This is a genomic window from Burkholderia semiarida (assembly GCF_029268935.1).
Classification (GTDB): domain Bacteria; phylum Pseudomonadota; class Gammaproteobacteria; order Burkholderiales; family Burkholderiaceae; genus Burkholderia; species Burkholderia semiarida.
In genome coordinates, this window is sequence record NZ_JAHLCL010000001.1 from 403,690 (window position 1) to 415,810 (window position 12,121).

Annotated in this window: 13 protein-coding genes; 3 read left to right on the plus strand and 10 right to left on the minus strand. The window is 68.2% G+C overall.

All coding sequences use genetic code 11. The features are described 5' to 3' along the window. Positions 1–44: 44 nt before the first annotated feature. The 5 genes from KPB06_RS01835 to KPB06_RS01855 form a co-directional block, all read right to left on the minus strand. Complete coding sequence (locus tag KPB06_RS01835) at positions 45–1,610, minus strand: GMC family oxidoreductase (protein ID WP_059581325.1); 1,566 nt, start codon at positions 1,608–1,610, stop codon at positions 45–47. Between the two features lie 187 nt (positions 1,611–1,797). After that, entirely contained in the window at positions 1,798–2,766 is a 969-nt protein-coding gene (locus tag KPB06_RS01840; protein ID WP_060011764.1) for a helix-turn-helix domain-containing protein, read from the minus strand. A gap of 203 nt (positions 2,767–2,969) precedes the next feature. Beyond that, entirely contained in the window at positions 2,970–3,764 is a 795-nt protein-coding gene (locus KPB06_RS01845; protein WP_059581320.1) for a hypothetical protein, read from the minus strand. A 155-nt stretch (positions 3,765–3,919) separates the two neighbouring features. After that, complete coding sequence (locus KPB06_RS01850; RefSeq protein WP_059581317.1) at positions 3,920–4,867, minus strand: aldo/keto reductase; 948 nt, start codon at positions 4,865–4,867, stop codon at positions 3,920–3,922. 347 nt (positions 4,868–5,214) lie between these two features. Then, positions 5,215–5,835, minus strand: coding sequence for a LysE/ArgO family amino acid transporter (locus KPB06_RS01855; protein WP_059581314.1), 621 nt, complete (start codon positions 5,833–5,835; stop codon positions 5,215–5,217). A 113-nt stretch (positions 5,836–5,948) separates the two neighbouring features. Between KPB06_RS01855 and KPB06_RS01860 the strand changes: the two genes are divergently transcribed. Next, positions 5,949–6,842 (plus strand): LysR family transcriptional regulator ArgP, encoded by an 894-nt coding sequence (locus KPB06_RS01860; protein ID WP_059581311.1) that lies wholly within the window; start codon positions 5,949–5,951, stop codon positions 6,840–6,842. Positions 6,843–6,851: 9 nt separating this feature from the next. Here KPB06_RS01860 and fnr read toward each other — a convergent pair whose 3' ends face one another. The 3 genes from fnr to KPB06_RS01875 all read right to left on the minus strand — a co-directional run bounded on the left by fnr (position 6,852) and on the right by KPB06_RS01875 (position 9,051). Then, the gene (gene fnr, locus KPB06_RS01865) at positions 6,852–7,598 is read right to left on the minus strand and encodes a fumarate/nitrate reduction transcriptional regulator Fnr (RefSeq protein WP_059581308.1); all 747 of its coding nucleotides are present in this window, start codon (positions 7,596–7,598) and stop codon (positions 6,852–6,854) included. Between the two features lie 103 nt (positions 7,599–7,701). Then, positions 7,702–8,169: a universal stress protein gene (locus KPB06_RS01870; protein WP_059581304.1), complete on the minus strand. Its 468-nt coding sequence runs from the start codon at positions 8,167–8,169 to the stop codon at positions 7,702–7,704. 474 nt (positions 8,170–8,643) lie between these two features. After that, on the minus strand, positions 8,644–9,051 hold the full coding sequence (locus KPB06_RS01875) for a DUF3005 domain-containing protein (RefSeq protein ID WP_059581302.1): 408 nt from the start codon (positions 9,049–9,051) through the stop codon (positions 8,644–8,646). A gap of 278 nt (positions 9,052–9,329) precedes the next feature. Here KPB06_RS01875 and KPB06_RS01880 point away from each other — a divergent pair, with 278 nt between their 5' ends. Both KPB06_RS01880 and epsC read left to right on the plus strand, forming a co-directional pair. Next, complete coding sequence (locus KPB06_RS01880) at positions 9,330–9,563, plus strand: hypothetical protein (protein ID WP_006480138.1); 234 nt, start codon at positions 9,330–9,332, stop codon at positions 9,561–9,563. A 137-nt stretch (positions 9,564–9,700) separates the two neighbouring features. Next, positions 9,701–10,621, plus strand: coding sequence for a serine O-acetyltransferase EpsC (epsC, locus tag KPB06_RS01885; RefSeq protein ID WP_059581299.1), 921 nt, complete (start codon positions 9,701–9,703; stop codon positions 10,619–10,621). Positions 10,622–10,665: 44 nt separating this feature from the next. On the opposite strand, the gene KPB06_RS01890 is transcribed toward epsC, so the two are convergent. Beyond that, positions 10,666–11,469: an SDR family oxidoreductase gene (locus KPB06_RS01890; RefSeq protein ID WP_034203083.1), complete on the minus strand. Its 804-nt coding sequence runs from the start codon at positions 11,467–11,469 to the stop codon at positions 10,666–10,668. Then, entirely contained in the window at positions 11,469–12,104 is a 636-nt protein-coding gene (gene folE / locus KPB06_RS01895) for a GTP cyclohydrolase I FolE (protein WP_059645050.1), read from the minus strand. Before folE ends, KPB06_RS01890 begins: the two co-directional genes overlap by 1 nt. Between the last annotated feature and the right edge of the window lie 17 nt (positions 12,105–12,121).

Genomic DNA, 12,121 nt, shown 5'->3' on the forward strand with positions numbered 1-12,121 from the left:
GCTCTCGTTTTCGGCGCGGTGGGGTGCAGCGCACGCGCATCGCGTCACGCTGTCAGCATGAACTCGGCGCAGCGCTCCGCGATCATGATCGTCGGCGCGTTCGTGTTGCCGGACACGATGCGCGGCATCACCGAGGCATCGCAGATCCGCAATCCGTCGACGCCCCGCACCGCGAGACGCGGCGTGACGACCGCGTGCGCGTCGCTGCCCATGCGGCACGTACCGGCCGGGTGATAGACGGTTTTCGCGCGACGCCGCACGTAGTCGGCGAGTGCGGCATCGGTCAGCGGCTCGGCTTCGCGGACGATGCACGCGAGCGACGGCGCGCGGAGGATCCGCCGCGCGAGCGCGACGCCGCGCACGAGGCCGTCGACGTCGGCCGGATCCGACAGCGCACCGCTGTCGAACTGGATCGGCGCGGCCGGATCGTTGCCGCGCAGCCGAACGGAGCCGCGCGAGCGTGGGCGGAGCAGGCACGGGTTGATCGACAGGCCGTGGCCGGGCAGCGGTTCGCGGTCGACGTCGCCGACGAGCGTCGGCAGCACGTGGAACTGGATGTCCGGGCGGCCGCTGCCGGTGGTGTCGACGAACGCGCCCGATTCGACGACGTTCGACGTCAGCAGGCCCGTGCGGCACATCAGCCATTGCAGCCCGTGCCGCAACGCCCGCCACCCGCGATCCTCGCCCAGCAGGCTGATGGGCGCATCGCTGCGGCCGTAGATCGATACCTCGAGGTGATCCTGGTAGTGCGCGCCGACGTCGCGGCTGTCGTGCAGCACGTCGATGCCGTGCGCGTGCAGGTGCGCGCCGGGGCCGATGCCCGACAGCATCAGCAGCTTCGGCGTGCTCAGTGCACCGGCCGCGAGCACGACGTCGGCGCGCGCGGCGGCCGATCCCGTCGCGCCGCTCGCGGTGCACCATTCGACGCCGCTCACGCGGCGGCCGTCGAACCGGATGCGCGTCACGCGGCAGCCTGTCAGCACGCGAAGGTTCGGATCGGCGATCGCGTCGGCCAGGTAGGTGGCCGCGGTGCTGCCGCGCTGCCCGTCGAAGATCGTCGTGTGATAGAAGCCGACGCCATGCTGCGCGGCGCCGTTGAAGTCGTCGTTGTACGCGATGCCGGCTTCCTGCGCGGCCTTCACGAACGCGAGGCTCAGCGGATGCCGAAAGCGCGTGTCGCCGACCTTCAACGGCCCGTCGGTGCCGTGGTACGGCTCCGAGAGCCGCAGATGCGATTCGGCGCGCTTGAACACGGGCAGCACGTCGTCCCATCCCCACCCGGTGCAGCCGAGCGCGGCCCAGTCGTCGTAGTCGTCGCGCGTGCCGCGCACGTACAGCATCGCGTTGACCGAGCTGCCGCCGCCGAGCGTGCGGCCCTGCGGCACGTAGGTCTTGCGTCCCGCCGCGCCCGGCTGCGGCTCGCTCTCGAACGTGACCGTGCGTTGCGTGCCGAGCACGCGGATGAACGTCGCCGGAATCCGGATGAACAGGCTGTCGTCCTTCGGGCCGTCCTCGAGCAGCAACACGCGCCGGCCGGCCTTCACCAGCCGGTGCGCAACCGTGCAGCCGGCCGAACCGCCGCCGACGACGATGTGGTCGTACGTCTCCATCCCGCTTCTTCTCCTGGCTGTCGGGCGGCGGAACGAGTGCCGCCGCGCACGAAGTCAGCTTAGCGAGCAGGTTGCGGCCCCATTTGCCCGAGGCGGACGCCGTGCTTGCCTCGCCGGGACATCGCAACAAGCGGCGGTGCGAGCGGGAAACGGGCCAACGCAAGCCCGTTATTGGCGTGAACGGACCCTAGCACGCCGCGGCCGGCGCGCGCGTGTCGCTCGGTGTCTCGCCGAACCGCGCGCGATAGCTGCGGCTGAAGTGCGCGCTGTTGTTGAAGCCCCAGCGGAACGCGATCTCGCTGACCGTCAGGTGCCTCAGCGACCGGTCGCGCAGGTCGGCGCGGCAGCGTTCGAGCCGCCGCGCGAGGATGTAGCGCGTGAGCGGCATCCCCTCGATCTCGAAGACGCGCGCGAGCTGGCGCGGCGACAGGTTGATCGCACGGCTGACCGACCGGCTGTCGAGGTCGTCGTCGGCAAGATGGCTGTCGATGAACGCCTTCGCGCGCGACAGCGTGTGGACCGTCGACTTCGTCGGCGACGCGTCGCCGTCGTGCAGCCGCAGCATCGACTGCACGAGATCGAGGATTGCGGCGGCGCGCCGTTCGCGCGCGTCGGGCGTCGGCTCCGGCGGCGCGGCGAGCAGCGCATACACCTGCCGCACGGCCCACGACGCGACGCCGTCGCCGCGGTCGATCTTGACGAGGCTGCGATAGCGCCACGGGCCGACGCGCGCCTCGAACACGTCGCGCGGCACGTCGAGCACGGTCATCGCCATGTCGGCGGGAAAGCCGTGACCGTACGGCATCGACGTGTCGTACAGCACGAGGTCGCCGGGCCCGTGCTGCATGCAGTCGACGTCCTGGAACGTATAGCCGTGCCCCTCGTGCATCAGGCAGATGAACACGGCGTCGCGCTGGTCCGCGTGGATGTTGTGCGGCGTGCGCACGACCGCGTGCCGGTTTGCGACGATGTCGCATGCGCGGAACAGCCCGAGATCGCGTCTGCGCAGCGACGCGTCGATCCCCTCGGACGACCTTCCGCTGCATTCGATCCGCACGAGCGTGCGCGCGACATGGTCGACCCAGAAGTCGACGCGCTCGGCGCCGCGTACGGCGCGCGTCGAGATCGTGGCGATCTCCGTGCTGGTGTCCGGCATGACGTTCTCCCGATGACGGCCCGAGCGGGGCAGTCTCGGGCACGCCGAACGCCGCGGTCAATCCGTGAAAGACCCGGGGCACGCGCGTAATGCGCTTGCAGTGGGGCGCGGCGGGCGGTTGCGTGGCCGATGTCCGTCCAGGTCAACGAAAGCGGCCGTGCGAGTCAAGACGCGTATGCGGCTTTGGGGCAGGCGTTGCCGGCTTACTTCGACTTCGATGAAGACGACGGCAACCCGAGCGGCACGTCCTCTGTGTAGCCCATCTTGCCGCCGCGGAACTCGACGCTCACGTGGCCCGGCCGCTGTGCGTCGGCGACGTTCGCGTAGATCGACGTCATCACCATGCCTGCGTCGCAGTCGAGCGCGATCGTGCGATCGACGCGGCCCGTCGCGATGTTCACGGCCCGCAGCGACTGCATCGCCACGCCGCACTTGTCGGACAGCGCGTAGACGCCGACCAGCATGTGCGTCTTGGTGCGATACCACATCGGGATATCGACGCTGCCGTCGAGCTGCGGGTGCCGGTCGTCGGTGTCGTTCAGCCGCCCGCCTTGGCTCAGCGTGATCGGCAGCGCGTTGCGGCCGTCGTCCCACGTGCCGGTCGCCGTTTTGCCGACGACGTTCAGCACGATCGGGCAGGGCTTCGGCCGTGACGGCGACGCGGCCGGCACGACCGGCGAGTCGGCGTTAGACGCGGGCGACGAGGCTTCGCACAGCGTCAGGCGGCCGTCGGACTCGCGCTGGCCCCGCAGCGGGATCGGCTTGCGATGCGTGTCGTAGTAGTAGCTGCCGTCGACGCGCCAGCGGCCCGCGTCGTTGCGGTTGAGGGTGTCGTAGGTCTGCAGCGACACGTGCACCGGCGCGTTGCCGATTGTGCCGGTGTAGTTCGCGATTTCGTACCAGCCCGCGAACGACACGGCCGGTGCGCAGGCGAGCAGCGCGGCAATCGTTGCGGCGAGCGGACGGGCATGCCGGGAGCGGCGGGCGAGGTGGATCATCGGTGGTTTTTTATGCGACGTGGATTCGGCGCGAAGAATCCCGATCGAGCTGCGCGGCCATCGGATGTCCGCCATTGTATCCATCCCGCGCGCATCGCAGGCAGGCCGCAGAACCGCAACGCCGTTTTCCCGGTCTGCCTGCCGCCGCCACGGACTCACGGCGCGCTGGCTTCGTCGATCTGGCGGATGTCGTCCTGATCGAGCTTGACGCGGATCGCTTCGCCGAGCAGTTCGAGCTGCTCGAGCGACGTCGCGCTCGCGATCGGCGCGGTGATCGTCGGCCGCGCGATCTGCCATGCGAGCGCGATCGCGGCCGGCTGCGTGCCGTGCTTCGCCGACACGGCGTCGAGCGCCGCGAGGATGCGCAGGCCGCGTTCGTTCAGATAGCCGGCGACGCGATCGCCGCGCACGCTCTTCTTCAGGTCGGCCGCGCTGCGATACTTGCCCGACAGGAACCCGCTCGCCAGTGCGTAGTAGTTGACGACGCCGAGCTTCAGGTCGCGCACGACCGGTTCGAGATCGCGTTCGTAGTCGGCGCGGTTGAGCAGGTTGTATTCCGGCTGGATGACCTGATACGCGGGCAGCCCGTCGCGCGCGCTGATGGCGGCGGCTTCGCGCAGGCGTGCGCCGCTGTAGTTCGACGCGCCGATGATGCGCACCTTGCCCGCTTCGATCAGCGTTTGATACGCGCCGAGCGTTTCTTCGAGCGGGGCCGTGTCGGCGAGATCGCGGTGCGAGAAATACAGGTCGATGTAGTCGGTCTGCAGGCGGCGCAGCGAATCGTCGGCAGCCTTCAGGATGTTGTCTTTCGACAGCCCGGCACGCGCGCCGAGCATGCCGACCTTGGTCGCGATCACGACCTGCTCGCGCTTGCCGGAGCGCTTCAGCCACTTGCCGAGGATCGTTTCCGATTCGCCGCCGTGGTTGCCGGGAACCCACGCCGAATAGACGTCGGCCGTGTCGATGAAGTTGATGCCGGTGTCGGCGAGCGCGTCGAGCAACGCGAACGATGCGTTTTCATCGACGGTCCAGCCGAAGACGTTGCCGCCGAACGCGAGCGGCGAAACCTGGATGCTGGATGTGCCGAGGGTGCGATGTGCCATGTTCCTCTCCGATAACTGCGGGTAACGGGATTGAACTGCGGGATGGGTCGAAGCGATCGCGGCGGGACGGCAGGGTGCGCGGTGCGGTTCCGCCATGGTCGCGGGACACCGGACATTCTCGCCGATCGCTTCGATTCGTGCAGGCGGCGCGCCGCCGCGATGGTGGACGGTTTGCGGCAGATGGCGGATACCGTGTCCGCTGCGTGAGCGCTCCGTGCGGCTGCGTTCGATCGGGAGCGAATTTTTTGCGACGGGTGCGCGACGGAAGGGGGCGGACTGCCCCGGTATTACGGCGGAGCGGGGGAAAGACGGGCGGCAGACCGCCGCCCGTGCGCGGGACGGTTCGGTCAGCGCAACTGCACGGCCGCGAGAAACAGCACCATGCCGCCGATCGCGCCATCCAGCACGCGCCACGCGACCGCCTTGCGGAACCACGGCGCCAGCAATCGCGCACCATAGCCGAGCCCGAGGAACCACACGACGCTGACCGTCATCGCGCCGATCGCGAACGCGAGCCGCGCGCCTTCCGGCTCGCGCGCGCCGGCCGTGCCGATCAGCAGGAACGTGTCGAGATACACGTGCGGGTTGAGCCACGTGAACGCGAGCGTCATCAGCACGATCGCGAGCGCGCCCTGCGGCGGCGGCGCGACCGCGTCGCCGCGCACGTCGAGCGTGTCGTGGCCCGGCTTGAACGCCCGGCGCAGCGCGTTGATGCCGAACCACGCAAGGTACGCGAGGCCGACGTACAGCACCGCATGAACGAAGGTCGGATAGCGCTCGACGAGCGCCGATGCGCCGCCGACGCCCGCGCCGATCAGGATCATGTCGGACACCGCGCACAGCAGCACGATCTTGCCGACGTGCGAGCGCATGATGCCCTGGCGCAGCACGAACGCGTTCTGCGCGCCGATGGTGACGATGAGCGACGCGCACAGTGCGGCGCCGTGGGAAAAAGCGAGCCAGTTCATGATTGGGGGGGAAAGCCGTGGAAGCAGTGGACGAACGAATCGGGTAGCGGTAGTCTGCGATCAGCACGGAAATAAGAGAAGCTAAATCACCTAATGCGGATTAAGGAAATCTAATGCTCGACTACGCGTTGCTCGATGCCCTCGCGGCCGTGATCCGGCACGGCTCGTTCGAGCGGGCGGCCAAGGAGCTGAACGTCACGCCGTCGGCCGTGTCGCAGCGCGTGAAGCTGCTGGAGGAGCGGGTCGGCAGCGTGCTCGTCAAGCGCGGGCAGCCGTGTGTCGCGACCACGTCGGGCGCGCTGCTGTGCCGGCATACCGAACGCGTGCAGTTGCTGGAAGCCGAACTGGGCGGCCGGATGCCGGCATTGCCGGGCCAGATCGCGAGCGCGTGGCCGACGTTGCGCGTGGCCGTCAACGACGACAGCGTCGCGACGTGGTTCATCGACGCGGTCGGGCCGTTCTGCACGGCGCGCGAGACGCTGCTCGACCTCGTGATCGACGATCAGGATTACACGGCGTCGCGCATTCGCGACGGCAGCGTGCAGGGGGCGGTGACCGCACAGGCCGAGCCGATCCAGGGGTGCCGGTCGGAGCGGCTCGGGCGGATCCGCTATCGCGCGGTGTGCTCGCCGGCGTTTTACGCACGTTATTTCGACGCGGGGATCACGCGCGATGCGCTGCGCCGCGCGCCGTGCGTGATGTTCAATCCGAAGGACGGGTTGCAGGCGCGTTTCATCCGGCGCGTGACGCGCGCGGATCTCGATCCGCCGCAGCACTGGATACCGCACGTCGCGGGTTACCTGCGCGCGTGCGAAACGGGATTGGGATGGGGGATGTGCCCCGACCGGATGGTCGACCGCCAACTGGCGGCGGGCGAGTTGATCGACATGTCGCGCGGGCGAACCATCGACATCGATCTGTACTGGCAGAGCTGGCGTCTGTCGATCGGCTGGCTCGACGATTTCAGCGCGGCGCTGAAGGCGCGTGCCGCGCTGTTTCTCGATTGAGCGGCGGCGTCAGACGTGCTGCAGGCCGTCGAAGTCGACGATCTGCACGTGGCGGCCCTGCATTTCGATCAGGCCGCGCTTCTGGAATTTCGACAGCGTGCGGCTGACCGTTTCGAGCGTCATGCCGAGATAGCTGCCGATGTCCTCGCGCGTCATCCGCAGGTTGAATTCCGACGGCGAGTAGCCACGCTTCAGGTAGCGCGACGAGACGTCGAGCAGGAAAGCGGCGACGCGCTCCTCGGCGTTCAGCGAACCGAGCAGCATCGTTTGCGACGTTTCGCGCACGATCTGTTCGCTCATCAGCTTGTGCATGCGCAACTGCATCGAGCCGGCTTCCGAGCACAGCGCCTTGAGCGCGCTGTACGGAATCACGCACACCGAGCTGTCTTCCAGCGCGACCGCGGTGCGCGGGTGCGTATCGTCGCAGATGCCGTCGAGGCCGAGCGCTTCGCCGGCGAGGTGCAGGCCCGTGACCTGTTCGCGGCCGTCGTGGCGCGTCGCGACGGTTTTCAGCGAACCCGAGCGCACCGCGTACAGGTTGTCGAATGCGTCGCCTTCGCGAAACAGCGCTTCGCCGCGCTTGACCGGGCGAGCCGCGCAGATGACCGACTCGAGGCGGCTGAGCGCTTCGGGCGCCAGGCCCTGCGGCATGCAGAGGTGCCGCATCGCGCACGACGAGCAGTGTGCGGCCTGGCGGGGAGCCCAGCTACCGGTATGGGCCGTGGCGGCGGGGCGGGTGGCGACGGGCGTCAGCATGATCGTTTACTCCGGCGTTGAATCGACGAAATCATTGTCCCACCGCAAGTTGCCGCTGTCGGGTGACAAAACGTCGCGACCGGCCGCGCGTGCCGAACGCCGCTCACGCAGCCGGCTCATCCGCGTTGGCGGCGGCCGGGATCAGCAGCACGGGCAGCGTCGCGTGGCGCACGCATTGTTCGGCGATGCTGCCGAGCACGAGGCGGCGGAAGCCGCGGCGGCCGTGCGTGCCGAGCACGAGCAGATCGGCGCCGAACGCTTTCGCGCCGTCGAGGATCAGCGACGATACGTCGTTGAGCGACGTCGCTTCGTTCAGCCGCGTTTCGCCTTTCACGCCGGCGGCCTGCATCCGCTTCGCGAAATCCTGCGCGAGCGCGTTGCCCTGTGCGACGAGCTGATCGCGCAGCACGGACGGATCGTAGCCGGGCACGTTGTAGTAGATCGCGGCGTTCTCGACGACGTAGAACGGCTGCAGCTCCGCGCCGTGCGCTTTCGCGAGCGCCAGCGCGGCGTCGAACGCGTGGCGGGACGTGTCGCTGCCGTCGACGGCAACCAGAATACGCTTGTACATAGTGTCTCCGAGTGGCGGGTTGGAACGAAGTCGGCCGGATGGCCGATCGGGCCGGGCAATGCGCGATGCTGCGAGGCAGAGTAAACCAACGTGCACGATCGTGCAGCGAGGTGTCGCGTGCCGCGCTGTCCCTGTTCAGTTCGTGAACGGACATGCGGTGGCCGCCTCATTGGCGAAAACGCATGCGCGCGCATCGACCCGGCACGGCGATCACGCCGATGCGCCGCACGTATCGCCATTCAATCGCAATCGCGCCGGGGCGCCATGACTTCGGTCAATGCATGTGCGTCGATGCGATGCGCGGCATGCATGAATTGCGAAGGCCGATGCCAATGCGCGGCATCGTTCACTTCGGCATCGTGCGAGCGAGTATCGGCGCGCGGTCCGGTCGCACGCGCCGATGCACCGCCGTCGATCGCCGTCGGCGGCCGACGGCGATTCCCAAACGAACGATCGATTCAAACGCCGCGCCGGCTATTTCGGCACGGCCGTCAGCTCGATGACACGCTCCGGCCGGCGGCCGTGGCCGGGCCAGTACGCGCTGCCGTACATCCGGTGCACGGGACCGAACGGCGCGTCGCCCGCGGGCGGCGTGTCGAAGCCTTTCTCGATCACCACGTAGCCGGCGCGCAACGCGAACGCCGGATGGTTGCCGTCGGGGCGGCTGTCGAAACCGGCGAGGCCGTCGCCGGCTTCCGGCATCGCATTGACGAGCGACGCATTGCTGCGCGTGACCTGGTCGGGCGAGATCGGCCCGGCCCCGGCGACGCGCGCGGCTTCGCGGTTCTTGCCGTCGGTATCGACCGTGCTGTCGTGGGTGGCGTCGTTGTCGAGTTCGATACTGCGCGGATGCGCACGGCCTGTTTGAGCGGATGATTCCATCGCGGCTCTCCTGGCGGCGACACGCTCCGGATCGAAGCAAATCCCGTTCCGGGCACTACGGGAAAAGGCGCGCGGGCGATCGCCGCGGTCGCGCGGCGCGCACTGATTTGTCATGATTTATTTCAGCTAGAAGACGCGTTTTCTACAGAGTATGATTCTTTTCCTGCGAAGCGGCGACAGGGGATGAAGTCTCGCCGCCTCTGCCCGCGCCGGGGCGCCGCAGCACCCTTAAAGACGGGTAGCGAACAACAAAGCAAGGGACTAGAGGTGGCGGACTCATGCAAGCGACTACTGCCTTCACGCACCGCGGTTATCTGTTGAATTGCGCGCCCGCACGCGCCAGTGACGGTTCGTTCAAGCCCTACGTCGTGATCTCCCGATCGAGCGACGGGGAACTCGTGGCGAACCGTTTTTTCCCGATCGAGCTCCAGTTCAACGACGAAGGCGACGCGATCGCGCACGCGCGCGACTGGGCCGTGCGCTGGATCGACGCGAGCAGCATCTCGATGTGATGCCGTCGCGCTCGTACGGCGTCGGCCGTCCGGCCGATCGCCCAGGGGCCGCTCCCGGACAAAAAACGCGGTAATCTTGCGGAACCCGTCACTTTATTCGCGGCCGCGCGACCGAGCGCGGCTGCCCGCTTTGGCCTATGTCGACATCAGCCGCCCGTCAGTGGGGCCTCGAAGAAATCGTCGCCGGCTTGCGCGAATCGCGCGAGGAACTCCATCGCACGCGCCATCCGCGTGGCATCCGCGAACTGCCGTCGCGCGATGCAATCTGCAAGATTGTGACCGGCCTGCGCGCGTCGATGTTTCCGACGCACTACGGCGCGCCCGACCTGACCGACGAAAGCGTCGACTACTACGTCGGCCATACGCTCGAAAGCACGCTTCGCATCCTGTCCGAGCAGATCCGCCGCGCGTTGCCGTTCCTGCCCGAGCACGTCGATACGCCGTTCGCCGAGCTCGACGAACGCGCGTTCGAGATCGCGCGCGAATTCGGCCGGCAGTTGCCGGCGATCCGCGCGCTGCTCGTCAGCGACATCCAGGCCGCGTACGCGGGCGATCCGGCCGCGCAGCACATCACCGAGATCCTGCTGTGCTACCCCGGCGTGTTCGCGATGATGCACCATCGGCTCGCGCACGCGCTGCACCAACTCGGTGTGCCGTTGCTCGCGCGGTTCATCAATGAAATCGCGCATTCGGCCACCGGTATCGACATCCATCCGGGTGCGCAGATCGGCCCGAGCTTCTTCATCGACCACGGCACCGGTGTCGTGATCGGCGAAACCGCGATCATCGGCGAGCGCGTGCGCGTGTACCAGGCCGTCACGCTCGGCGCGAAGAGTTTCCCCGCCGATGGCGAAGGCGCGCTGGTGAAGGGCAATGCACGGCATCCGATCGTCGAGGACGACGTGGTGATCTATGCGGGCGCGACGATTCTCGGCCGCGTGACGATCGGACGCGGCTCGGTGATCGGCGGCAACGTGTGGCTCACGCACAGCGTGCCGCCCGGCACGAGCGTCGCGCAGGGCAAGGTCCGCGAAGGCGGGAGCGCCGAGAAGCCGTAACGCGGCGGGCGGCGCGCCCGGTTCCCCGGCGCGCGCCGCATGCGTCAGTGCTTGCCGTCCGGCGAGCGGTGCTTGTACAGCACGTCCTGGTCGACGCGGATCAGGTTCTGGCCCGCATCGACGACGAAATCCACGCCGTTGTACGCATTGCCCGTCAGCAGCAGGATCGCGCTTGCGACGTCGTCGGGGCCCGCGATGCGCGCGAGCGGTGTCGAGGCGCGGCTCGCGTGTTCGAAGTCGGCTTGCGTCTGGTCGTCGCTCGGCAGCATCAGCCCCGGGAACACCGCATTCACGCGCAGCACCGGCGCGGACGACAGCGCGAGCATCTGCGTCAGGTTACCGAGCGCGGCTTTCGCGACCGTGTAGCTGAAATGGTCGCGGTGGAAGTTTTCCTTGATCTTCTGGTCGACCACGTTCACGACGACGCCCTGCGTGCCGGCCGCGCGGGCCCGTTCGTAGAACGCGCGCGTGAGCAGGATCGGCGCGCGGCAGTTGACCGCCCACGCCTGGTCGAACGCCGCGAGATCGAAGCTCGGGAAATGGTCCTGCCAGAACACCGACGCGTTGTTGACCAGCACGTCGAGACGCCCGAAGCGCGCATAGACCTGGTCGATCAGCGCGGTGATCTGCGCGGCATCGGACAGATCGGCCTGCAGCGCCGCCGAATCGTGCCCGCGTTCGGCAATCGCGCGGGCGGCGGCCTGCGCGGCATCGGCCGAACGGTCGTAGTGCACCGCGGTGCGATAGCCGTGCGCGGCGAAATACTCGGCGAACGCGCGCCCGGCCCGGCGCGCGGCGCCGGTCACGAGCACGACGGGCGCGTGTGCCGTTTGCTTCGTCTGCTCCATCAGGTATTCGTCAGGTTGACCGAGGAAGGATTCGCGACGATCGACAGGAATTCGCGACGCGTCGACGGATCGGTGCGGAACGTGCCCAGCATGCGCGACGTGACCATCTCGACGCCCGGCTTGTGCACGCCGCGCGTCGAGATGCACTGGTGCGCGGCTTCGAGGATCACGCCGACGCCCTTCGGCTGCAGCACGTCGAACAGCGTGTCGGCGATCTGCACGGTCATCTTTTCCTGGATCTGCAGGCGCTTCGCGAATGCGTCGACGAGGCGCGCGAGCTTCGAGATGCCGACGACGCGATGGTTCGGCAGATACGCGACGTGCGCGCGGCCGATGATCGGCACCATGTGATGCTCGCAGTAGCTTTCGAAGCGGATGTCCTTCAGCACGATCATTTCGTCGTAGCCGTCGACCTCGCTGAACGTGCGCGCGAGGATGTCGCGCGGCTCCAGCGCATAACCGGCGAAGAACTGCTCGTATGCGCGCACGACGCGTGCGGGCGTGTCGAGCAGGCCTTCGCGCGCGGGATCGTCGCCGGCCCAGCGCAACAGCACGCGCACGGCGTCTTCGGCTTCTTCACGGCTCGGCCGGGAGGCGACCGCCTCGGGCTGCGCGGATTTCTTTCCCTTACCCATCTAGTGGCTCCATCGAA